18 protein-coding genes are annotated in these 23,066 nt (G+C 48.7%); 6 read left to right on the plus strand and 12 right to left on the minus strand.

Annotated features, from left to right (window positions below; translation table 11 throughout):
• Positions 1-218: 218 nt before the first annotated feature.
• Positions 219-1,208: a glycosyltransferase family 2 protein gene (locus tag AB1757_21075; GenBank protein MEW6129546.1), complete on the plus strand. Its 990-nt coding sequence runs from the start codon at positions 219-221 to the stop codon at positions 1,206-1,208.
• Complete coding sequence (locus AB1757_21080) at positions 1,177-2,019, plus strand: WecB/TagA/CpsF family glycosyltransferase (GenBank protein ID MEW6129547.1); 843 nt, start codon at positions 1,177-1,179, stop codon at positions 2,017-2,019. Before AB1757_21075 ends, AB1757_21080 begins: the two co-directional genes overlap by 32 nt.
• 111 nt (positions 2,020-2,130) lie before the next feature.
• Here AB1757_21080 and AB1757_21085 read toward each other — a convergent pair whose 3' ends face one another.
• Complete coding sequence (locus AB1757_21085) at positions 2,131-3,279, minus strand: O-antigen ligase family protein (protein MEW6129548.1); 1,149 nt, start codon at positions 3,277-3,279, stop codon at positions 2,131-2,133.
• A 323-nt stretch (positions 3,280-3,602) separates the two neighbouring features.
• On the opposite strand from AB1757_21085, the gene AB1757_21090 reads away from it, so the two are divergent.
• The 4 genes from AB1757_21090 to AB1757_21105 all read left to right on the plus strand — a co-directional run bounded on the left by AB1757_21090 (position 3,603) and on the right by AB1757_21105 (position 6,940).
• Positions 3,603-4,799, plus strand: a complete 1,197-nt coding sequence (locus tag AB1757_21090; protein MEW6129549.1) for a bifunctional oligoribonuclease/PAP phosphatase NrnA — start codon at positions 3,603-3,605, stop codon at positions 4,797-4,799.
• A 33-nt stretch (positions 4,800-4,832) separates the two neighbouring features.
• Positions 4,833-6,299: an NAD(P)/FAD-dependent oxidoreductase gene (locus AB1757_21095; GenBank protein ID MEW6129550.1), complete on the plus strand. Its 1,467-nt coding sequence runs from the start codon at positions 4,833-4,835 to the stop codon at positions 6,297-6,299.
• An 84-nt stretch (positions 6,300-6,383) separates the two neighbouring features.
• Entirely contained in the window at positions 6,384-6,647 is a 264-nt protein-coding gene (locus AB1757_21100; GenBank protein ID MEW6129551.1) for a type II toxin-antitoxin system ParD family antitoxin, read from the plus strand.
• Entirely contained in the window at positions 6,644-6,940 is a 297-nt protein-coding gene (locus AB1757_21105; GenBank protein ID MEW6129552.1) for a type II toxin-antitoxin system RelE/ParE family toxin, read from the plus strand. The genes AB1757_21100 and AB1757_21105 overlap by 4 nt, the downstream gene beginning before the upstream one ends.
• Positions 6,941-7,152: 212 nt before the next feature.
• Here the strand turns inward: AB1757_21105 and AB1757_21110 are convergent, their stop codons facing one another.
• The 11 genes from AB1757_21110 to AB1757_21160 all read right to left on the minus strand — a co-directional run bounded on the left by AB1757_21110 (position 7,153) and on the right by AB1757_21160 (position 22,760).
• The gene (locus AB1757_21110) at positions 7,153-8,688 is read right to left on the minus strand and encodes an FAD-binding oxidoreductase (protein MEW6129553.1); all 1,536 of its coding nucleotides are present in this window, start codon (positions 8,686-8,688) and stop codon (positions 7,153-7,155) included.
• A gap of 72 nt (positions 8,689-8,760) precedes the next feature.
• The gene (locus AB1757_21115; GenBank protein ID MEW6129554.1) at positions 8,761-9,267 is read right to left on the minus strand and encodes a hypothetical protein; all 507 of its coding nucleotides are present in this window, start codon (positions 9,265-9,267) and stop codon (positions 8,761-8,763) included.
• Between the two features lie 97 nt (positions 9,268-9,364).
• Positions 9,365-10,297, minus strand: a complete 933-nt coding sequence (locus AB1757_21120) for a GntR family transcriptional regulator (GenBank protein ID MEW6129555.1) — start codon at positions 10,295-10,297, stop codon at positions 9,365-9,367.
• A gap of 109 nt (positions 10,298-10,406) precedes the next feature.
• On the minus strand, positions 10,407-12,560 hold the full coding sequence (locus AB1757_21125) for a S9 family peptidase (protein MEW6129556.1): 2,154 nt from the start codon (positions 12,558-12,560) through the stop codon (positions 10,407-10,409).
• A 307-nt stretch (positions 12,561-12,867) separates the two neighbouring features.
• Positions 12,868-14,052 carry a DUF3089 domain-containing protein gene (locus AB1757_21130; protein ID MEW6129557.1) on the minus strand — a complete coding sequence of 395 codons (1,185 nt, stop codon included), beginning with the start codon at positions 14,050-14,052 and terminating at the stop codon, positions 12,868-12,870.
• Between the two features lie 258 nt (positions 14,053-14,310).
• The gene (locus tag AB1757_21135) at positions 14,311-15,741 is read right to left on the minus strand and encodes a HEAT repeat domain-containing protein (protein MEW6129558.1); all 1,431 of its coding nucleotides are present in this window, start codon (positions 15,739-15,741) and stop codon (positions 14,311-14,313) included.
• Positions 15,742-15,974: 233 nt separating this feature from the next.
• Complete coding sequence (locus tag AB1757_21140; protein MEW6129559.1) at positions 15,975-16,757, minus strand: DUF4388 domain-containing protein; 783 nt, start codon at positions 16,755-16,757, stop codon at positions 15,975-15,977.
• Positions 16,758-16,820: 63 nt separating this feature from the next.
• Positions 16,821-18,206, minus strand: coding sequence for a response regulator (locus AB1757_21145; GenBank protein ID MEW6129560.1), 1,386 nt, complete (start codon positions 18,204-18,206; stop codon positions 16,821-16,823).
• A 216-nt stretch (positions 18,207-18,422) separates the two neighbouring features.
• The gene (locus AB1757_21150) at positions 18,423-19,430 is read right to left on the minus strand and encodes a VWA domain-containing protein (GenBank protein MEW6129561.1); all 1,008 of its coding nucleotides are present in this window, start codon (positions 19,428-19,430) and stop codon (positions 18,423-18,425) included.
• 2 nt (positions 19,431-19,432) lie between these two features.
• Positions 19,433-19,969, minus strand: a complete 537-nt coding sequence (locus tag AB1757_21155; GenBank protein MEW6129562.1) for a hypothetical protein — start codon at positions 19,967-19,969, stop codon at positions 19,433-19,435.
• Between the two features lie 307 nt (positions 19,970-20,276).
• On the minus strand, positions 20,277-22,760 hold the full coding sequence (locus AB1757_21160) for an HD domain-containing phosphohydrolase (protein ID MEW6129563.1): 2,484 nt from the start codon (positions 22,758-22,760) through the stop codon (positions 20,277-20,279).
• Positions 22,761-23,066: the final 306 nt, after the last annotated feature.

Raw genomic sequence — 23,066 nt, forward strand, 5'->3', positions numbered from 1 at the left:
GCCTTGCCAGATGTGCAATGTGCGGAATCCCAAATTGCGGATTGCGGATTTATCAAGCGAATTGCCGAGAGCAATTTATTTGAATAGCAACCTGCGAAGGTTACTATCACATAATCCGCAATCCGCAATTCGCAATCCGCAATTAAAAGATTGCTTGCTTAGTTGATGGGCGGCGTCTACTATTTTTTAATTCGATGAAAGAATACAAACTAAAACCAGTGAAACAAACAGCGAGCGCGCGACCTGAGCTTTCGATTTTTCTGCCGGTTTATAACGAAGAAGAGAATATCGAGTTGCTCGATGCCAAGCTCAAAGCCTCGCTCGACACGCTGGGGCGCACTTATGAAATCATTTATGTCGATGATGGTTCAACTGACCATAGCCTGGTGAAATTGCGCGAAAAAGCTGCGCAAAATCCGCAAGTTCGTGTGATTGCTTTGCGTCGCAACTTCGGTCAGACAGCCGCCATGAGCGCAGGCATTGATCACGCCCGTGGCGAGATTTTGATTCCGATGGATGCCGATTTGCAAAATGACCCGGTGGATATTGTACGGTTGCTCGAAAAATTGGACGAAGGTTATGACGTGGTTTCGGGATGGCGCAAAAATCGGCAGGACAAAATGATTACCCGCCGTGTGCCTTCGATGCTTGCCAATCGCTTGATTTCACTCATCAGCGGCGTCCACCTGCACGATTACGGATGCAGTTTGAAAGCCTATCGCCGCGAAATGTTGGCAGATGTAAAACTGTACGGCGAAATGCACCGCTTCATTCCGATTTACGCGAAATGGGCAGGCGCGCGAGTAACTGAAATTCCGGTGACCCACCATGCGCGTCACGCCGGTAAATCGAAATATGGACTCTCGCGCACCATTAAAGTTCTCTATGATTTAATCACCATTAAATTCATGGCGAGTTACTGGACAAAACCGCTTTATCTGTTTGGCACAGCCGGGATGATTTGTCTGGCAATCGCTTTTTTGACCTTTATAGCCGCAATGTATTATCGCTTTATCGAAGGTGTCCATTTGAACCGCATGCCGCTTGCGACCTTGACGATGATTATGTTTGCTATGGGCATTCAATTTATTTTCATGGGCTTGATTGCCGAGATGGTGGTGCGCACCTATCACGAATCGCAGGACAAACCGACTTACCTGATTCGCGAAAAAATCAATGTCGAAGACGAAAATGCAACCGTTGAATAAAGAGATTCAACCCGCAACTAAAACTGAGAATGAAAGCCTATCCGCTGCCTCCTGCCTCCTGCCTTCGGCTTACTGCACAATCGCCGGGATTGACATAAACAATCTCAGTCAAGACGAAGCCATCGAAAACATTGGTCGGTTGATTGCCAAAAATGAACCGCATTACATGGTTGTGGTGAATGCTGCCAAAGTGGTTACTGCCACTCGCGACAGCGAACTTAAACGAATTATATCGAATGCTGACCTGGTGACCGCAGATGGCATGTCTGTGGTTTGGGCTTCACGGTTATTTGGACGCCCGCTGAAAGAACGGGTCACCGGTATAGATTTATTTGCGCGCTTGATTGCGACGGCTGCGGCAAAAAATCTGCGCGTCTATTTTCTCGGCGCAAGAGATGAAGCTGTGAAAAAAGTTGTTGAAATGTTGAAAACTCAACATCCCACGTTACAGGTGGCAGGCTCGCATCACGGTTACTTTACCGATTCCGAAAACCCGGCGATTGTTGAAGACATTAAATCAAGTCGGGCGGATTTACTGTTTGTTGCAATGGGTTCGCCCAAACAGGAAAAATGGATTGCGGCAAATGTTGAAAAGACCGGCGCGCGGTTTGCGCTTGGGGTTGGCGGCAGCTTTGACCATTTGAGCGGCGCGGTTCGTCGCGCGCCGTTGTGGATGCAAAACGCCGGGCTTGAATGGTTGCACAGACTGATGAGCGAACCGCGCCGCATGTGGCGACGTTATTTAATCGGTAACTCCCAATTCATCTGGGTTGTTGTAAAGCAATTTTTCTCGCGAAAATCCCGCGCTTAGTTCAAAGTAAAAAGGCAAAAGTAAAAAGTAAAAAGGCAAAAGTAAAAATTGCCGATGGGCATTTTTTAGCTTTTTATCATTGGGGGTTCACAAGACTTCCCAAGCTTAAATTCATTTCTCGGATTTTGCATCCGCCAGACCGAACAGCACCCAGAGGTGGCGAAAATCTTCAATGTCGTTTGCCAGCCCGTCAATCAACATTCCTGCAAGCCCGCTCCAAATCGCCAAATCTGTAGGGCGTTTTCTGTTGCGCCACAAAAGAAAAATGATTGCCGTAAAGGCGAGCAACGCCGGAAGCCCAAGGGTTGCGGCGATGTTGAGCGGCGTCAGGTGCGCGTCAAAAGGCATCCCGCGATAGAAGCCGGGACTGTTGCCAAGTCCCACTCCGAAAATCGGATGGTCAATAAGTGATTGCCATGACGTTGCAATGGTTGTGTAGCGGCTGGACGCTTCATTCCAGTTGAAATGCGCGGCAAATGGATGCGCCGGATCGAATGAGAGATTCCAGAAACTCAAAAGGGCAATAACCCCAATACAGATGATGACAGCAACCGCAGCGATAATTTTTTGCCGGCGCGATTGGGCGCGACGCATCAGAGCCGCGACCAGAAAAATTAAAATCGCCCGTGAAAAAGTGAGCATTATGGTGAGCAACAGGCTCGCAAACACCAGTCGGCGAAATCTGACTGAAAAATTCGCCTCCGGATGTTCAATGATTGCCGCAGCGAAAATGCAGAAACTTGCGAGCATATTCGGTTGATAGGTTGCCGCCTGCACACGCGCATAATAGAGCGATGGCATTAAATCCCCATAAGTTCCAAGGAGTCGCGTAGGTACGCCGAAATAAAAAAGCGCAAGTCCGGTGATGGCTGCAAGACCGACGGCGAGTGATGATATTGCTACCGTCAAGGCAATCGGTTTAATCATTTCTGCGCGTGAGGCTATATCGGAAGTGATGATGGTGAATAAACAAAGTTCGCCGATGCCTAAAAGTTTTGGGGCGGTTGCCAGCGCATTGGATGAAGCAAAAACCAGCGATAAGGTCGCGGCAATAAAATATCCGGCAATTGCAAAATGCAGCGGGCGAATTCGCGGTAATTGAGGTTTGCTCACACGCTCGAAAAACCAGATGACGGCGGTAACGGCAAATAAGGCATCGCTCCACTGCGCGTGTTCATGCAAAAAAGGAAAGGGTGGAAACCACATCCACGGCAGCAGTGCGAGGGTTGCAAGATAAACTATGAGCAAAAGCCGCGACATAAAATGTCCTTGAGCGAAAACCTGTTTAGCGATTATGCAAAGATAGAGCACCAATGACCCGAATGCGACGGGGATTCACGGATTAGCGTTGGGTGAATTTAATGCGTCCGCGTCATTCCTGTTCCCATTCGATTGATTGCATCTCGTCAATTCTTCAAAAGCGACCGGTTGTTTTTAGCAAAAATATGGCAAATAGGTAAGGACGCGGAACCCGACTTGCTTGGAAATGTTGTGTTGTCTCGGCGCGACGCAAGGGCTACAATTCCCTTCGGTCAAGGCAGAGGCATTCAATCTGCGTGGACGATAAGAATAAGGAGAATTTTATGTCGAGAGACAGAAGAACTCTCACCGATGTGAGTGGTAGAACGGCAGAGGTTGTGCCATTAAAAAAATCTGCCGAACTGGTCGCCTTGCTTGAAAAACATCGAGGTGAGCGCCATGCCATTGTCATGCAAGATTATCCTGACCCCGACGCCATCTCTTCGGCATGGGCGCACAAAATGATTGCGGCGCGATTTGCTATTGAATGTGACATCATTTATGAAGGTCGCATCTCGCATCAGGAAAATCTCGCGCTGGTACAACTCACCGATATTGATCTGGTGCGTTATGGTGAAGGCTGTGACCTCAAACAATATCAAGGCACCGTGTTTGTCGATAATCAAGGAACAACTTCAAAACTCACAGACCGCTTTGAAGCCCTCGGGATAAAGCCTCTGGTCATCGTTGACCATCACGAACCGCAAAACCGCATCACCGCCGATTTCACAGATATTCGTAAAGTCGGAGCCACGGCAACCATTTATACCGAATACCTTCGCGAAGGGTTGTTTGAACTGAAAAAGAACGACCCCAAATGCGTGATGCTGGCGACCTCTTTAATGCACGGAATTCGCAGCGAAACCAGCGGACTGGTGCGCGCTCATCTGGAAGAAATGGAGGCTGCGACTTTTCTTACCAACCTCATTGATCATTCCATGCTTGAAGACATTATGTCCGTGAAGCGTTCAAAAAAAGTCATGGATGTGGTCAGGCTGGCGCTCGAAAATCGCACCATTCAAGACAGCTACTCGATTTCCGGCGTCGGCTACTTGCGCGTCGAAGACCGCGACTCGATTCCGCAAGCTGCGGATTTTCTACTCACCGAAGAGAATGTTCACACCGCGATTGTTTACGGCATCATCATCAAAGGCGACCGCGAAATGGTGGTCGGTTCGATGCGCACGGATAAAGTGACGCTCAACCCCGATGAGTTTTTAAAAGAAGCATTGGGCGCAACCGAAACCGGACGTTATTACGGCGGCGGACGACGCGGTGCCGGTGGGTTTGAAATTCCCATAGGTTTTTTGGCGGGAATCGTTGATGATGAATTGAACCGCATGAAATGGCACCTCTATGATGAGCTTATCAAAAAGAAATTCTTTGCTAGAATAGGAGTGACAAGTCCCACACAAATTCCCCGTGAATCATCACGCGATGCTTCAAAACTCGAAACCGGCGCACTGCGTCTGGAAGAGTGAAGCGAATTTTTAGTTCTATAAAAGAGTTTTCAAATGTCCGACAAATTTAATCGTCGCCAGTTCATTAAAGACTTGAGCCTTGGCGCAGCCGCACTTGCATTACTACCGAATGTTTCTATTGCCCGAAAACGCAACAATCTGACGATTCAAGGCACGCCGAAAAATGTCGTCATCCTTGGCGGCGGACTCGCAGGTCTTGCTGCCGCTTACGAACTTAAAAAAGCCGGTCACACGGTTACTGTTTTAGAGGCGCGCAAACAACCGGGTGGGCGTGTGCGCACCCTGCGCGATTTCGACGATGGGTTATATGCCGAAGCCGGACCCGTCGCTTTTCCCGAAAGCCACACCTTTACGTGGGACTACACGCGTGAATTCAGTTTGCCGATTCGTCCGGCATTTCGCATCGACCTGGATTCGCTGGCAAACATTCGCGGACAGCAATTCCGCATCGGCCCGTCAAGCACGACCATTCCGCTTGATTTAAAGGCAAGCGAAAGACAGGCAGGCATCGGCGGTATGCCGGCGCTCTATCTTGGTAATTATATGCGCGAAGTCGGCAATCCCCGGCGCGCAGGGTTCCCGACCGAAATGTTGCGGCAGATTGATTCGCTGTCTTTGCGCCAGTTGTTAATTAATGAAGGCGCATCCGAAGATGCCATCCGCATTATTGAAGCTTCGCAACTCGGCATCCTCGGATTCGGACTGGATTCGGTTTCGGCAATGGACGGCGTCGTCACCGAAGCCATCGCTTCGGACGCCATCTTTTATGAAATCATTGACGGCATGGATTTATTGCCGAGCGCGCTGAAAAAGAAGGTCAAGAAGCAATTCCGCAAAGCCGCCATCGTTGAACGCCTCGAACAGACCGCAACCGGCGTGACGGTTTATTATACGCAGGGCGGTGAAAGTTTAAGTATCAATGCTGACCGGGTGATTTGTACGATTCCCTTTCCGGTGTTGAAAAATATTCCTGTGACCCCGGCGTTTTCGGCTGAAAAACAACAGGTGATTAATGAATTGAAACTGACGCCGGTGACGCGCACCTATCTGCAATTTCGTCGTCGCATCTGGGAAGAGAGTAAATTGAGCGGTTACGGCATCACCGATTTGAATGTGCAAAACACCTATTCACCGACGATTACTCAACCGGGCGCACGCGGCATCCTGGCATCGTATGCAGGCGGGCAGCGGGCTTTGGATTTAAGCGCGATGAGCGAAACCGACCGGCAAAGTGAAGTGCAGAGGCAGATGTCGGGAATGTTCGGTGTAACCAAAAAGCAATTGGATATGGGGATAAGTCAAATCTGGCACGAAGACCCCTGGACGCGCGGTGGATTCGCCTATTTCGAGCCGGGACAGATGGCAACGCTTTTACCGCTCGCGCAACAAGCCGAGGGACGCATTCATTTCGCAGGCGAACACACTTCCGCGTGGCACGGCTGGATGAACGGGGCATTGGAATCGGGGGTTCGCGCCGCCGAAGAAGTCAATAACGCCTGAAATGAAAATTAAAGTGATTGACATGAATTTGCATCTGCCGAATACTTTGACAAACATTGCAAAAAGCAGAAGGAGTAAATTTTTATGACTATCACGCTGTCGCCCGAATTAGAGAAAAAAATAAACGAGCGCATTGAAAGCGGTAAGTATACTTCGGCAAACGAGGTCATCAGCGAAGCCTTTAAAGTTCTCGAAGAACAGGAAGAACTCGACAGGCTGAAATACGAAGCCCTCAAACGCGACATCGAAGAAGGCATCGAATCATTGGAAAACGGCGAAGGTATTCCGGCTGAGCAAGTTTTTGCGGAAATCCGTGAAAGACATAAAATGCTGAGAAAAACCCAATGAAAAAGTGCATTTTCAGTCGCCCTGCTCAAAAAGACTTTCAGAACATTTATGATTACATTGCCGAGATAGATGAAGATGCCGCTTTGGATTTTACGACCCGCCTGCAACTGATGTGCGATAATTTGGCGAAAATGCCGCAAATGGGAAGAGCTAGAGATGACTTGAAAAAAGGGCTTCGCAGTTTTTTCATAGAAAGCTATGTTATTTTCTATCAGATAACCGGCACGGATATTCAAATCATTCGTGTCTTGCACAGTGCCAGAAATATCGAACGAATCTTTTCAAAGCGATAGAAGCGGCGAACGAACGCAAGCGCGACGGTGTACGCAGATGTTCTATGCGTCCGGGCAGTATCCGTCTGACTCACGCCATTCGCCGCCTGAGTGAATAATTCTGGGTGTCTTTTGCGTCTAGGCGGTTTAACCTGTTCTGGCGCGGTCAGAGACCGCTTGCTCAACGGCAATAATTTAGAGACCGCTTTTTTAACAGCCATGAGTAAACCGCTCTAAACGCTTTCCATTTCAAACATCTTTTTGTAGTGGCGATACCAGTCGCTTTGAAATACTTCCTGCGTGTCGTATTTCAACTTCAGTTGCAAAAATTCTTTGAACTGCGGATAACATCGTTCAACCTGTTCGCGCCGCGCAAAGCGGTGATAGGTCAGGTAATAACTGCCATTATGTTTAATCGCCAAATCAATCAGAGAGCGAAAAGAATTCGCCGCCTGCTCGATGCCTTCCGTGTTGTGCGTGACGTGCAGGTTGAAAATCACGCAAGCCCAACTTTCTCGCGCCCACGCCAAAAAACTTTCGGTGTCTTTTTCAATCAGCCTCACCGTGCCATAAATCACATTGGCATTTTGCGCGCGTAACACGCGCCTGGCATCCATCATAAATGCGACCAGTTTTTCGCGCGGCACATAGATTTCCGTAATCATCTCCGTCGCTTTCAGTTTTGCGCCGAGCCTGCGGTCTAAGGCTTCATGGTAGTTGTCAACATAAGCCGCCGAAAGCTGTGAATCAGACCAGTAGATTTGCCCGGAGGTTGCAAGGTATCGCCTGGTGTAAACATCGAAGGCGCGTTTTTTGTATTTGTGGGTGTAGTAAGTCAGGCGTTCCCAATCTCGCGGATGAAAGCGCGTCGGGTTTTCGGTAATTGGCGTCAATGGGTCAACCGGCAGGTAACAGGAAAATACCCCACGACTTAAAAAACTTTCGCGGCTGCTGTCGGTGGCGAATTGAAAATCGCCGTACAGGTAACCATCCTTGATGCGTTGTTCAAACATTTGCGGGATGTCTCTGGTATCGCGAATCTCAACCACGCGCTGAACTTTTTTGCGTTCCCATAAACGCAGTTTCACGGAAATTACCATGCCAAACAGCCCATAGCCACCAATAACTAACCGAAAGAGTTCTGAGTTTTCCTGACGCGAACACTTCACCAATTCGCCCGCGTGATTCAAAATCGTAAACGACTCGACCTGATCAATGATGGGTTTAAATTTGAGTCCCCGCCCGTGAACATTTGAAGCAAGCGCGCCGCCGATTGACAGCCGATCAGCGCCGGTCTGCTTTTGCATGATGCCCCATTGTTTGCTGTCGCCTTCCTGCGCTTTGCGAAGATAATCAAGCAGCGCGGGCCATTCGATTCCGGCTTCGACTTCGACGATGCCGCGCGTTTTGTCGAAATCCAAGACCCGGTTCATTGAACCCATATCAATCAAAAAACTGTCGGTGGCGAATTGCTGCCCACCCATCGAATGTTTATGCCCGCAGATGCTTACAGGGGTTCGCTGTTGTTTAGCGTCCCGAAGAATTGCGCGAAGGTCTTGCGCGGTGTTCGGCGTAAAATATCTTGCCACGCGAGTGCGGTTGAGTTGCGAATGCACATCGTTGACAAAAATTTCCGAAACCGGATTATTTTTTGCGTTGCCTTGAACCTGGCTACCGTAGCCGGTTTCAGTAAACGCCTCGGCAGGCAACACGGCTACTGCACAAGAAGCTTTTAAGAATTCAAGAAACTCGCGACGTGAAATTGACATAAACAACTCCGGTGAAAAAATCTACGTGCAACCGACATCAGGCGAGTGATTGCTGCGTCGCCGCCTGGTTTTCTATTTTCCTTTTGCCGGTTGATGCGCGGCTTTCAGTTGTTTGGCGAAACTGTTGGCGATTTTGCCGGGCACGGTTCCGAATAATGAATTGACATGACCGCTGGCGACGACGATGCGAGTGCGGACGTGAATCACCGTGAATGAATACTCAATAGTGAACGGTTGACGGTCTATTGAAAGCACTAAATCAGCCGACGACATACTATCGGTTACGCCGAGTCCGTATTGCCGCAACTCTTTGTGGTCATTGAGGGCGCTAATCATCGCTTTGTTTTTAACGAAGGCGCTTTGCGAATTGACATAAACGGTTTTCGCCGAAGCGAGCAACACACGCGGGTCTCTGTCCGAAACGGTGTCTGGCTGGCTCGCTTGCAGTGTGTACCTGGCTGATCGTTGCAAGTTGTTGGTTTGTGCTAGTGATTGATAAGTGAAAATCGCCAGTAACATCAATAAAAATGCGCTTGCCTGACGCTTGAACGAATGAATAGACCTCTCTTGATGAAACATAAATTTGCCCTCCATCTGCGATTTGTACAGTCGGGAGTTTACGCGGTTTGCCAGCAGTTGTGTTGACGGGTTGTGACAGTTTTTTAAGTGTCACAATCTAAGTAAGCGGTTTGCTGAGGAAATCTTTGAATTTTCGGAGTTCATCAAGCGATGAATCGGCGAGGATGCGAAAGACGCGGTAGTTGCAGTCAGTGTTGAGTTGTTCGGCAGTCAACGCATCAGTAATCACCAACCAGCTTTGCTGTAAGCCTTTCTGCCAATCGTCAACACCTGCCGAACGAAAGCAGATGGTTTCGGGGTCAATCCCTGCGGCAACTAAAACGGTGCGCGACCACTTGAACAACTCTTCCCAATGCGACACCACGGTGATTAAATCCTCAGCCTCAGGACGCGCTTGTCCTTCTAAGGCTTCGGGAACCGAACGCATATGCAAAAAGAGACAGGACGCACCGACGGGGAGCGCGGCGCGAACCTGCTCGGTACGCGAATAGAGCGCGACGGGCGCTGCGCCTGCTAAATTTTTAGCACAGGCTTCAATAGTTGAACCGAGCACGCGAAAGCCTGTCGCCTGTTCAATCTCTGCCACGAGAATCCGGCGAAGCCCTTCGTCAGGTTCAATCAATAGAAAATGGTCAGGCGGTTGGGCTTCAATCCAGTGTTTGATGCGCGCAGCGATTTCGCGCATCCCGTAGCCTTTCGCCCGCGCCGTTTGAATCAGGTTTGCGATTAACCTGTCGAGTTCAAGCGTTGCATCACTGGCGAGACTGGCATCAAGTTCACGAACATAAACGCCGCTGCCTTTATGAAATTCGACCCAACCGCGTTCGGCTAAATCGCGATAAGCGGCGCTCACGGTGTTTTGATGAATTTGCAAACGATGCGAAAGTTCGCGTGTGCTTGGCAGTTTTTGATTGGGTTTGAGGTCGCCGCTAATGATGCCAAGCGTGATTTGCGTGGCGAGTTGTTCGCGCACCGGCACTTCACTGTTTTTCGAGAGCCAGATTCGCATAGCGGGAGGTGATTGAACCACATCATCGGCAAAAAGCGCGAGTCAACGATAACGAACAAATTCTGCTCAGGAAATGGTGATGCGTCAGGTCTGAGTTGTAAAACATCGCATCACCATTTCCTTTTAATCGCTACTCCACATCGTAAATTTTGATGGGTTTGTTTTGCAGATATTTTTCAAACCAGTTGACGATGTGCTGCAAGCGTTCGATGCGATGCCAGGGCGCGCCCGAACGCGACAATTCATGCGATTCATTCGGAAAACGCACCATCACCGTGGGAATCTTGCGATACTTCAAGGCGCGAAACATCACTTCGCCGCCTTCATTCGGAGGCGTGCGCCAATCGGCTTCGCCTTCGATAAACATCATCGGCGTCGTAATATTTTTCACATAAGTAATCGGCGAACGTTTGACGAAATCTTCAGGGTCTTCCCAGGGCGCGGCGCGAAACCACGTCGGTTGAAAGAGCGTGAAATCCGCCGTGTACCAGAAGCCCGCCCAATCCGCGATTGAGCGTTGCGACACCGCTGCCGCGAAACGTTGCGTATGCCCGGCTGTCCAATTGGTTAAAACACCGCCGCCGCTGCCACCTGTGACGCCCATGCGTTTTTCGTCGATGTAGCCGCGCTTTAACACTTCATCAACGCCCGCCATCAAATCTTTATAATCATCGCCGGGATAGTTGTACTGAATGATGTTGCCGAACTCCTGCCCGTAAGAGGTGCTGCCTCGCGGATTGGTGTAAAGCACGACGTAACCTTTCGCCGCCATCCATTGAAATTCATGGGTGAAGGTAAACCCGTAGGCTGCATGGGGACCGCCGTGTATTTGCAGAATGAAGGGATATTTTTTCGAGGCATCGAAATCGGGTGGCTTTTGAATCCACGCTTGAATTTTTTTGCCGTCAAAACTGGTGTACCAGATTTCTTCCGGGTGAGTGAGATTTAATGTTGAAAACAGTTCGTTGTTGATATGGGTAAGCTGCGTGAGTTTTCCCGACGCCGTCTCAAGCAAAAACAGGTCGCCAATATTAACTGAATTGGAAATTAACGCCACGAATTTCGAGCCATCCGCACTTGCCGTATAAGCTTGAACTTCGTGGTCGCCTTTGGTGAGTATATCGACTTTGCCGCTTGCTGCATCAATGCGTTTTAGGTTGGCGCGACCATGTTCTGCGACGTTGACATACATGAAGCGGTCGTCTTTGCTCCAGATGACGCCGCCGGGAGCGCCACCTCGCGGCGCGCGCTGGTCGCCACCGATGCCACCGCCAATATCGAAATCATAATTTGCCGTCAGGTTTTTCGCGGTTGCGCCCAGGCTGTTATCAGCGACAAATAAATCGGGCTGTTTGTATGACAACGCGGGTTTCTCGGAAAGCGCGCCGGTAAAAGCAAGGCGTTTGCCATCGTTGCTGAATGCGTAATTGCGCATCCCGCCTGCAAAACTCAAGACCTTCGTTTCATCGCTGCCATCCGAGTTAATTGAATAGAGGTCTGTGCGCGGTTGCTCGTAATAGGTTTCGACAACACGATTGGCGGTAAAGTAAATCCGCGAACCATCGGGCGACCAACTGGCATTGCCTTCATCGAAATTGCCTCTGGTGATTTGATTCGGCGTGGATATTTCACCTGGGACTGTAGGAATTCTTACCGTCCAGAGATGCGACCGGGATTGGGCATTGAGGTAGCCCGCGCCATTGAACCGATAAGTGGCGCGATTAATCACCCGCACATCGCTGGTGCGTTCCGTCGGTTTTTCTTTGCTGCTGCCTTCGCTTGCAGGCTTGGCTTTTTTCATCTCTTCCGAACTTTGAAAGACTATCATTTTGCCGTTGGGAGACCAGTCAAAACTGCCTGCGCCACGCGGTATCTCCGTAAGCGGTTGCGCTTCGCCGCCTTCAAAGGTCATCAGATAAATCTGTGGCGGTTGCGGACGTCCTTCTTTTTCCGGCGAACGAATGAAGGCAAGCATTTTGCCATCGGGAGACCAACGCGGACTCGCGTCGCGCGGTCCCGCGCTCAGTTGTCTTGGCTGACCGTCTGCTGTTGAAGTAATCCACAGCGCCGATTCGTAACGGTCAGCTTTTTGATTGACCCAGACCTTTACGAAAGCGACCCGCGAACCATCAGGCGAAATCTGCGGGTCGGCAATCCATACGAATTTGAATAAATCCATTTCCGTAAGGTTTCGTTTGTCTGCCGCAAATAAAGGCACAGGCAAAGAAAGAACGATAATCAGCAAGCATGAAAAAGCGAGGTTAAGGCGAAATAGACGAATCATCAGACGCTCCTTGGTGAAAAATAGATTTCGGTATGCGTTTAAAAGACGTTAGGAAAGCAATAGCTTATACAATAAAAAGTGCAGTGCCAAATCACCGTTTACTTTTCAATTGCTGCGCGGCAGGCAGAGATTGAACATCGCCACCGTTTAAAACTTATGGTGTGTTAATGAAAAGTTGTAAACGACGAAGGCTCGAAAGCCGACAATGCTCACCTGGACACTTATCGTTTTTCGAGCCTTCGCAACAAAACTGTTCAGGTCAGTTTCAACAATTATTCACGTTCATCTGTTCACCTTCATCGTCGGATTACTTTTTCTTTTTTGTTGCCAGATAGGTTTTGCCCTGCTCATGCACAACGTCAATCAAGTTGCCTATAGCCAGATGTACATCGATTAAATGCAAGCCCCAATCCATCATCACCTGTCCGTTGGTAACCACATCACCGGCGATGTTATCGGTGCGCGGGTCTTGTGGATTGCCATGAACTTTGACCGCAAGATATGAGCCTTTGTCATTGGCTAGGCACTCAGCCGTAAGCAAACCGGGGAGGCTCACAAAAGGCGTATCAATCGTTTTTGCGGGTGTCACCCATGCCGGTGGTTCAGCCGATGAACTGAAACTGCGACCCCGCGCCGAAAGATAGGCGTGCAACTCGCCGCTGCCACCGCCAAGCGCCGCAGGGTTGACGCAAGCCGCCATCATATTTTCGCCCGCCACGCGACCAAATCGTGAATTGGCGGGCGGCGGCACGCTTTCGCGAAACGAAGCATAAGCAATCACACAACCCGTCTGTTTTGACGACCGGCAAAGCGGCATCTTTTGAAATGCGCCGCCGACATCTTTTCCTTTCGGCACAGGAAGATTGGTGCCCAGCAACAACGCTGAAATAATGCGCTCCTGCACCGGCTTGCCGTCAATTTCGTTACGAATCAGTTGTGTGAGTACGCCTGAACCTTGCGAATGACCGATTAACACAACGCCGCGACCTTGGTTGTCGTTTTGCAGATAATAGTTCCAGGCATCAAGCACATCGTTATAACCAAGCGCGCGGTCAACCGGCATGGGCTTTCCGGCAATTCCGGCGCGTAGGGCAGTCAAGGTAACTTGGCGATAAAGCGGCGCAAATACGCGACACTCGGAAGCAAAGCGCGCGAACTGTACTTGAATCACCGCTTTTTCTTCGGTGCCGGCAACCATGTCGCTGTTGGGCGTCGGGTCATTGGAAACCGTCGGATAAACATAAAAACAATCGATAGGCGCTTTCGGGTTGGGTTTGAAAATCTCTTTGGTCAACTTGCCATTTGCGGCAACCACCGTCGTGGATAAATCAACTTTGCAGGCATCATCTCTTCCCGGACGACAAAGCCAGGTTTCGCCTTGGCTGTAATCATTTTTAGGTTGCAGGGGTTTGTTGTGTTCCTGCGCGATTGCGGTTGAGGCGATAGTGAAATTGAGAGCCAAAGTTAAAGCAATGAGAAATTTTTTGAGCATATCTCTTCCCTCTTGAGTATGGTGAATTGCACAGTTTCAAGTTTGAAGCAGTATCGCTTGCGCTTTCGACAAGCGCAAGCTTTGCTGCGGGTTTCAGGCGCATTTTTATTGGTTTTTTACAATAAAACTATTGTGTGCGATGAGGGGTGAACGTAGAATGCGACTAACCCAACAAACATCAAGTTGGTTCTTTCGTTAATCATTTTATCAGGCTGAACGGAGTCGCGTCCGTTCAGCCTTTTTGTTTTGGAGAGAGGGTTATTGGGGATTGGCGGCGCGGCGCGGGCGCGTCTGTTTACGTAAAACTTCATCACTGGCGCGCGGTTTCCCGGCAATGCGCCATTCGATGCGTTTGATGGCAAGCGTCGCATTGTTTGCGGTTTCCACACCCGAAGTCGTGGCTATCGGTTCAAGTTCAGCGATGGTCGCTTTATCGCCGATTTTGCCGAGAATCTCGATGGTTTTATGACGAACTTCCAGATTTGCGGAACGCGCGTAAGGATAGAGGTCAGAGATATATTCGGTTTCCATCAAGTAACCATAAGCCTGTTCGCTTTGCCCGGTTGAAAGTTTTGGCGCGATATTGCGAATTTGTTCGCGTTCGCCCATTTTGTAAAGCGCCCAGTTCAGTGCCAGTTTCACATCGCCATTCTTTTCAATCAGCAACATTCTTGATAACTGATCGGCATACTTTTTATCGGCAATGCGCGCCAGCCCTTCGACACTGTAGCGGCGACGTTCGCTGTCTTTATCATTCAGATTTTCGAGAAAAATCTGTTCAGCGCGATCATCACCGATTAACGCCAGGGCATAGAGCGCGGCTTTATCACGCGGCGGCGCAGAACCCGTGAACACATCTTTCATGGTCTTTAATGCGCCTTTGCTCTCTTCGCCGCGACCATACAATGACATCAACGGTTGCACTGCGCCGCGATATTTTAAAAAGCCCGTGGCAAAAATTGCCTGAGTGCGAACCTCTTCATTGGAATCGCGGAAAAACGGCACCAGATAGCGACCTGATTCAGGGTCTCCGATTTTAATCATTGCGCGAATCACGTCCACGCGAACATTCTGGTCGGCATTCAACGCATCCGCGAGTTGCGGCACCGCGTCGCGTCCGCGCAATACACCAAGCCCGCGAATTGCCGCGAGTCGAACTTCGCGGTCGAAATCGCTGCGCGCGGTTTCGCCTAAGGCTTTAATGATTGCCGGATCGACGGCAGCATATGGCTCGATGATTTCCCGATCATCGGTGTCCATAAACGGATTTAAACGATTCCAGCCTTTGCGATGGTTGGTGATGAAATCAATATTGTGTTCGGTATAAAGCGCTACCAGCGAGCGCACCGTGATGTGGCGCACCTCTTTGTTGGCATCTGTGAGCGCATCAATCATATCAGCGGTTGCCGATAAATCTTTAATTAAACCGAGAGATTTTATCGCCTCGATGCGCACATCTTTGTCTTCATCACGACGCGCGGCAACCGCCAGCGCATCGACCACATGCGGGTCGCGCGCCCGACGTTCGCCCAATTTGCGCGCAGCATCCTCACGCGTTTCCGTAACCGGACTTTTTAAATAAGCCAGTAAGGTTTCAATAGATTGATTTTCAGCCAATACCGGAATGATGAGGGAGACAAGCAAAATGGCTGACGCGAAAATAGACAAATTTAATTTCCTTGAAGGCATAGCAAAACTCCTGAGAAGACTATCCTGAAAATAGGTTCTGTGGGGGTAACAAAAAGCGGGAACTTGTCTTGGGTAGTCAACATTGTTGTACGCTTCGATGAATTAAGTCAAGCAGTTCTCGCTTGCTTGTGACGGATTGAGCCGGATTTTCAGACTCAGGAAGTTGATGAAGAAAAGTTGTGGGTCGTTGCCTTGATGCGAGTCGTGAATTTGCCTGACAAAAGTCCTGGTGGTTAAACAAAACTGACTTTTGCCAGTTGGTTATTGAGCGCGCTTAAAAAGATTTCGTACATCTCCCGCCATTCGTCGCGCATCGACGGCGTTTGGTAATCTTCTTCGATTTTCGCGAAGAAGGTTGCCAGGGTTTGTACCTGATGCTGGCAATGATCGCACAGCGCGGTTTTGGCGCTCGGCTGAAATTGCAGAAAGTCATCCGAAGCGTTTTTCAATAACAAAGATTGTGCCGCCAGCGGTTTTTTGTAATTCATCACAAAATCGACTAATTGATTCACCATCTCTGTAAGGTTTTGCAAAACCGCTTCGCCATTTTTCTGCATTTTCGGTTCGCTGAGTTTGACGACCAACCGCTCCAAATTGGCAAGCAAGCCAATTAATTTGAATTCCAATTGTTCATCTTCACTCATCTCCGGCATTACAAAAGCGAAGTTCGATGAAGCAGACACCTTAGCGACAACTTGCGCGTCATCCGGTAAGGTAATGAGGTTTAAGGTTTCAGCTTCGCGCAACACTTCCTGCCAATCTTTATGAATGGTGCGGTAAGGGAGCGGTTCCTGTTCGATAATTCGGAAAAAGCCATCATGCCAGGTGATGAGTTGATGAAACGCTTCTTCGCCTTCGGTTTTGCCAAGAACGGCATGCAACATTTCACCTTTCATAAAAAAGATGGCGCCCTCCTGGGCGCGATGGCGCAACACCAGACTGGCTGACCGCCCTTCAAGACAAGCTTTTTGAATCAAACTTACCAGATGATTATCCGCGAGATTACCTTCCATCATGATTTGTTATCCCTTGACACTGCGTACAGGTTCGTTCGCCTTTTAAGTTTGACGAGGTGTTCATCAACTGTGTTTGCGCATCATATCCAAAAGCGCCTGCGGTTCAAAAGGTTTCATAATCCAATCCGATGCTCCGGCAACTCTGGCGCGCACTTTATCAAAGAAATTATCTTTGCCGCTCATCAGCACCACAGGAATACTATCCATCGCTGCATTGCTTTTAATTAATTTACAGAGCTGGTAACCATCCATGCCGGGCATGAAAATATCCATCAAAATAAAATCGGGCATCTCTTCTTTCAGTTTCGCCAACGCTTCAATGCCGCTTGCGGCGGTGAGTACGCGGTGCCCGCGGCGCGTGAAAATGACGGTTAATAGTTTTCGCATGATGGCGCTGTCGTCAACGACCATCACGACCTTTTGAACCTGATTCTTGAGCTTGGCTTTCTGCGTGAAATAAACCTTCAAATTTTCCAACAGGTTTTGCAGGGGGTCAGGAAATGTCGGGTTTTTGACTGCGAGTGCCAATGCCATTTTGAAATATTTGGTCGCCGCTTCCAGCATTCCCATATTTAAATATGCCAATCCCAAGTTAATTAACGCGGTGTGGTTTTGCGCCAGATTTACCTCATTGCCATATTGCTCGATTGCCCGCAGTAATAATCGTTTATCGGCTTTCAGGATTAACGCATTCAAATCAATATCGGCAAGCGATACCATCGCCTGACAACCTGCACAAATTGGCGGCAGTTTTTTGGCTTCGGTAAAACAAAACGGACAAACCCATTTATCGGCTACGGAAGTTTCTATGACCGGATGATTGCCGGGTGCGGTCAGGCTTGAATCGGTTTGCACACAAGTAGCCGCTGCTAATGACGCTTCATCAATTGCCGCTTCCGTCGTAACCAATGCCTGGTTTTCCGCTGCGATTTGAGTGCCTTCGGTATTTGGCAAGCTTGCGGGTTCATCAATTATCGGTGTTTGTTTGGACGGTAACTTTGCCAACCAATCTTGCACCTTTTGATTGTGCGGATTGACTTCAAGCAGTTTTGCAATATAAGCCTCGCGTTCCGCCTGGCTATCGGCAACCGAAGCCAGCCACATCCAAACCATTTCATCCGTGGCGTCGAGTTGCGCGGCTTCAAGCAGATAGGCGCGCGCTTGCAGGCAATTCATCGCTTTTGCGCATTCAACGCCATTTTGAAATAAGAATTTTTTTAGCGCGCTGCGAGCTTCCTGTTGCTGTGGATTGATTTCGAGAACGCGGCGCAAGTGAAAGATTTTGTCATCGGAAGAATCGGCGACGTATGCCAGCCAAAACCAAGCCATCTCATCCTCTGGCGCAAGCGCAATGGTTTTTCTGAGCAGGCGACGCGCGGTTTGCGCATCTCCGGCTTGCGCCGCGGCGATGCCTTTATGCAAATAACTTTGAACCCGAATGGCTGACAAATTACACCTCTAAATTTAAGGAGGTCATGGGCGCTATGCAAAGGGGCTGGTTAGAAAATTTACTTAATGAAGGTTACGGGATATTTTATTCAAACATGCTGCATTCTAAAATTATTCAAACAAAAGTCAATAGTCCATTCGCCTGGTTTTAATAAATATTCCCCAAGCCTAACCTGAACTGACCATTTTCGACCAGGTCTTTAAAATCAAAAAAAGTCATTTTTTTGCGGCGTAATAACCGCGTCGCGCCCGCACGCTGAATTTCGCATTGAGCAAAGCGACCTGGATGGTTCGCCATTTGCCGTCACGTTTGTCGTTAGTCGAATAGTAGGTCAGGGTGTATTGATTGCGGAGTTCTTCAATGATGTTGGCAAAAGCGGTTTCGAGATTATCGCCGTTCGGCGAATTGATATATTGTGCGCCGGACTGTTCAGCAAACTGTTTCATCTCGTTTCTGCCGCGCAAGAGTTCCAGGCTGTTACGGGCGCTGGTATTGATTTCACTGCCATCGATTAAATCGACGCAATAGATGTTTACGCCCAGTTGCAAAGCTTTTTTCATGACTGAATCAAGCGAAGCTTTTTGACTGCTGGTATCATAGCCATCGGAAATCAACAAAATGGCGCGCCGTCGTTCGGGTCTTTCCGCCAAGGCACCGAGCGCCTCATTCAGGCAATCATAAAGCTTGGTGGTCTCTTTGGCTTCGGCATCCCAGATGTATTCGGTGATGTCGCGCACATTGGAAAATTCCTGCATGAGTTTGACCTGATTATTAAATCCAAAAACCGCCACCTGATCGTCTTCACCGATTTTTTCAACAAAAGAGGCAGCAGCGGCGCGAACCAGACTGAATTTGTAACCCATGCTGCCGCTCATATCCACCAGAATGGCTGCGGCAAATGGCGCTTCCTCGGCGTCGAAAGAATTGATGGTTTGCAGGGTTTTGTCTTCGCTTAACTGAAAATCTTTAACCTTCAACCCGTGGGCATATTTGCCTGCCTCATTGATGACCGTCACATTGACGACCACCAAATCCGAACGCAACTGCACAGACTCATCCTGCGGTTCGGGCGACGCCTGTGGCGGTTGCGGTTCCGTTTTTGTCGCAGTTGATTTTTTGTTTTGCGCCAATACCTCAAGTTCTGCGGGTTGTTGTGGAGCAAAAAGGATGATGAGAATCCATAAGGCAAGAAAAATTTTGTGCATCGCCGGTTTTCTGAACATAGTTACTTCTGCATCTTCCGAATGAATTGTGTGAGATTGATGGCTTCGTTGGAATTATAAATTACCGTAGCCGAAATCACGTGACGGGTTTCTGTGGTTAAACTGTCCTTGATTTTCGTAGAGACTTCCAGCAGTCGGTTGACCATTGCTTCCAATGACAGGTTCTTGTGGGCGTCATCTTTTTCTTCGGAACCGCCGGCAAAACTGAGTATGCGTTTGGCGAGCTTTTCAATCGCGTTCACATTTTTCATGTCCTGCGAAGACAGGGTTTTCTGTTCCTGAAAATGTTTGGCAATATCGCCGGATAAATCATTCAACTTCTGGGCGTCTTCAACGACTTTTCGATATTCATTATTTCTGCGCTCAAGTTCCATGCGAATGCGCATTTCAGGCGGTAAAGTGGTTTCCTGTTCGATTCGTTCAAACTCTTCGTCGTCGGTTTTCGGCGGACGCGGTTTGGATGAGGCTGTCGAATTCTGCGCAACCGCACTAAAGGAAATAGCGAAAAGACAGCTGACTAACAGAAAAAACTTCATCATCCAAACTCCATTGATTTTTTTAGGGCAGATAAAATTTTTAGCACACTCATTACTGTGAGTTCAAACCTTTAAAATTTAGCCAATGATGCGGACAAAAATTTGCAAATGACCTGGTTATCGCCCAGCGCAAGCTGGCATCCGCGAAATTAAAAAATGAGTTTTCGGTTTGGCAGGTTAAGTGAATCGCTTGAGTAAGGCTTAGCCACCATCGGATTGGTCAGTAAGTAAGCTTTCGACCGCTTGTTTCGGTAGGGTTTCTTGTCTATAGGGCGAAATGCAGGGGGCGCAAAAATTTTTCATTCAACCGTTAATTCAAATCGCCGGTATGCATCATATTGCCCAACCGGGCAGTCAGGAAATCAAAGCTCGTGCGATTGGCGATGCAATCCATTTGCGCGGCTTGCAACATCTCTTCAAAGCTTTCCGGATTGCCTGAAGAGGTGGTTGCCGAACCGATGCTGACGGACAAATTTAAATGATCGGCGGATTGAACGACTTTTTCGATTTTCTGGCAAATCTCTGCGCTCTCTTTGCGACTGCGATGCGGCAGTAAAGCAATTAAGGCATTATCCCAATATTTTGCTACGACCTCATTTTCCATCAATTGTTGTTTAATCAGTTTGCCGAGATTAACCAGCGGATGATTGGTTGAGGCAAGCGCGCCGGTGGTGACTTCTTCAAAATTATTTAAGGAGACAAACAGTAAAGACATCGGCGTGTTGAACTGTTGGCAACGCACGCGCGCCTGTTCAAACTGCGCCGCCAGTCCGCGGGTATTTGCCAGTCCGGTTTGCGAATCAATCGAAGCCGCTTTTTGCGCCTGTTCAAACATCAGAGCGTTGAAAACCGCATCCGATGCCGGTTGCGATATGGAATCCATCAACTGAATAAACTCGCTGCTGTAACTTTCAATCTCCATCGAATAGATGGCGATAGCGCCGAGCGCATCATTATTTTTGCAAAGCGGAAACACCATCACGCCTTTGTATTTATTGGCTTCGTGCGCGTCGAGATAGCCAAAGTCGAGCAGCGGATTGGTGTTATACATGGGCTTTTGATTGGTAATGACCCAACCGGTGATTCCGGCTTCGGCAGGTTGACGTTTTTTCGATAAGCGGTCGGCATTGCGACCGATGACGTGAACGATTTCATATTCCGAACGGGTGGCATCAAAGAGGGCAATCGCGCACGTCGTAAAGGGAATCATTTTGGAAAGCCGATTGGCTAAAATCGCTACCGTGTCTTCGACGGAAAGCACACTCGATAAGGTGCGCGACAATTCATAAAGCGCGGAAACCCGTTGATTGGTTTCGGCAATCGAATGCAAAGCGGCAGCCGCGCGGTCGATTTTGACTTCCTGCGCCAGTCCGTTCGCCGGTTTGGCATTGGTTAAGGCGGCGCTCTTTTGTTCAGCGCGTCTTTCAGTTTGCGAAGCCACGAACGACGCGGCTTCCATTTCGAGTTCATCAACCCTGTTTAAGAAAATTTCGACAAGGCTGGGGTCATACATCGAACCGGCATTTTGTTTGAGATAAGTCAAAGCATCTTCGCGGCTCATCGCTTTGTGATAGGGTCTATCGGAACGCAACGCATCATAGGTATCCACCAGAGTCAGGATGCGTGCGGTAATCGGTATGGCTTCACCTTTCAAGCCGTCCGGGTAGCCACGCCCATCCCAACGTTCGTGATGATGGCGGACAATCGGCACCACCGGATAACGAAAATCGACATTGGATAACATATCGGCACCGATGATGGTGTGCATCTTCATTTGCTCAAATTCATGTTCGGTGAGTTTGCCGGGCTTATTCAAAATATAAGCCGGTACGCCGATTTTACCGATGTCGTGAAGCAGAGCGCCGGCTTTTAACGCTTCGATTTCCAGAACTGACAAGCCGATATTTTCTCCCATGCGACGGGCAAACAGCTTAACCCGCTGAATATGGTCGTGCGTGACATCGTCTTTGGCATCGATTGCCATTGCCAGCATTTCCAATATCGAATCATAAATGCTGGTTACCTCTTTGTAATGGTACTCTTTTTCAATCAGGCTCGATTTATAGGTTTTGAAGGCGTAGTAAATAATAACCGGCACCGGCGCGACCAAAAACATGGTGACCATCATGGTCACAATACCGAAATTACTGTAGGTGTATTCGACAACGCCAACCGCAGTAGCCGTTGCAATCAAAGTGACCAGTTCCCAAGGCAAAGTTTCCGAAATGGTTTTCCTGAAACTGGTTTTGTGGCGGAAATAAAACATCAAAGCAACATCTCCGGCATTGACTACATAATAAGCGATTGCCATCAAAATCAACGGCACCGCAAAGATCAGCATTCGCTCATTGGTGTTCGGCAGGTTGAAAGACTCGCTTAAAAAAGTTCTGACATAATCATAGGTCTTCGCTGCGGCAAAAACCGATAAGGTGTGATTCGATATATTAAAAATGATTAGACTTGATCGGGAGGTCGCGCGATGGCTCGCCAAAAATACATCAATCAAGGTGAGGATGATCGCATGTGAAGGAGAGAGCGATAAAATTGCTAAAAAGGTGACAATCTCAACCAACGAAATGTGACAATTGGTTCCCGGCAATTCAATGACAAAGCGCGTTGAAGCAATCGCCAGTAATAGTCCTAAAGCAATAAAAAAGAGTAAAGATTCAGCAGAAACCACAAACAGGTTAGTCAATGACACAATGATTAACACGGTTGCCACGATGGCTTGTAAAACCAGCCAAATCAAACTGCTTTTGCTGTATTGCTGAATATCTGCGCTTAATTTTTCCATCTTGAGATCACGGAGAATGCAGGAACAAGTTGCCTTGAACGCTGGCGGGTTCAACGCACTTGCAAATGAAAGGTTTTAGGGGCTTGATTGGAGGCTAGTAAATATCCCCTTCCCAAATCACGCCATCACATACATTCGCTCGGTTTATCATTACACTAAACTCCTATAGTTTTTCAACGAAGAGGGAGGTGAAACTTTTTGGCGAAACTCATGAAACAAATCAAATGCCATGAAGGCAGAAGTCACTTGTGAACCGGCTAACCTTTCTGTCAGACAAAATTAAAGCGCCTCGCTTCAGAAAAAGCT

It is taken from the genome of Acidobacteriota bacterium (assembly GCA_040754075.1).
GTDB lineage: Bacteria > Acidobacteriota > Blastocatellia > UBA7656 > UBA7656 > JBFMDH01.

Coding starts and splice junctions, on each gene's coding strand:
- AB1757_21080 (MEW6129547.1), top strand. CDS start 1,177: ATGTCGAAGACGAAAATGCAACCGTTGAATAAAGAGATTCAACCCGCA.
- AB1757_21110 (MEW6129553.1), bottom strand. CDS start 8,688: ATGTCAATTTCACGTCGCGAGTTTCTTGAATTCTTAAAAGCTTCTTGT.
- AB1757_21155 (MEW6129562.1), bottom strand. CDS start 19,969: ATGATGAAGTTTTTTCTGTTAGTCAGCTGTCTTTTCGCTATTTCCTTT.
- AB1757_21140 (MEW6129559.1), bottom strand. CDS start 16,757: ATGATGGAAGGTAATCTCGCGGATAATCATCTGGTAAGTTTGATTCAA.
- AB1757_21125 (MEW6129556.1), bottom strand. CDS start 12,560: ATGATTCGTCTATTTCGCCTTAACCTCGCTTTTTCATGCTTGCTGATT.
- AB1757_21130 (MEW6129557.1), bottom strand. CDS start 14,052: ATGCTCAAAAAATTTCTCATTGCTTTAACTTTGGCTCTCAATTTCACT.
- AB1757_21100 (MEW6129551.1), top strand. CDS start 6,384: ATGACTATCACGCTGTCGCCCGAATTAGAGAAAAAAATAAACGAGCGC.
- AB1757_21085 (MEW6129548.1), bottom strand. CDS start 3,279: ATGTCGCGGCTTTTGCTCATAGTTTATCTTGCAACCCTCGCACTGCTG.
- AB1757_21095 (MEW6129550.1), top strand. CDS start 4,833: ATGTCCGACAAATTTAATCGTCGCCAGTTCATTAAAGACTTGAGCCTT.
- AB1757_21150 (MEW6129561.1), bottom strand. CDS start 19,430: ATGTTCAGAAAACCGGCGATGCACAAAATTTTTCTTGCCTTATGGATT.
- AB1757_21115 (MEW6129554.1), bottom strand. CDS start 9,267: ATGTTTCATCAAGAGAGGTCTATTCATTCGTTCAAGCGTCAGGCAAGC.
- AB1757_21105 (MEW6129552.1), top strand. CDS start 6,644: ATGAAAAAGTGCATTTTCAGTCGCCCTGCTCAAAAAGACTTTCAGAAC.
- AB1757_21090 (MEW6129549.1), top strand. CDS start 3,603: ATGTCGAGAGACAGAAGAACTCTCACCGATGTGAGTGGTAGAACGGCA.
- AB1757_21135 (MEW6129558.1), bottom strand. CDS start 15,741: ATGCCTTCAAGGAAATTAAATTTGTCTATTTTCGCGTCAGCCATTTTG.
- AB1757_21160 (MEW6129563.1), bottom strand. CDS start 22,760: ATGGAAAAATTAAGCGCAGATATTCAGCAATACAGCAAAAGCAGTTTG.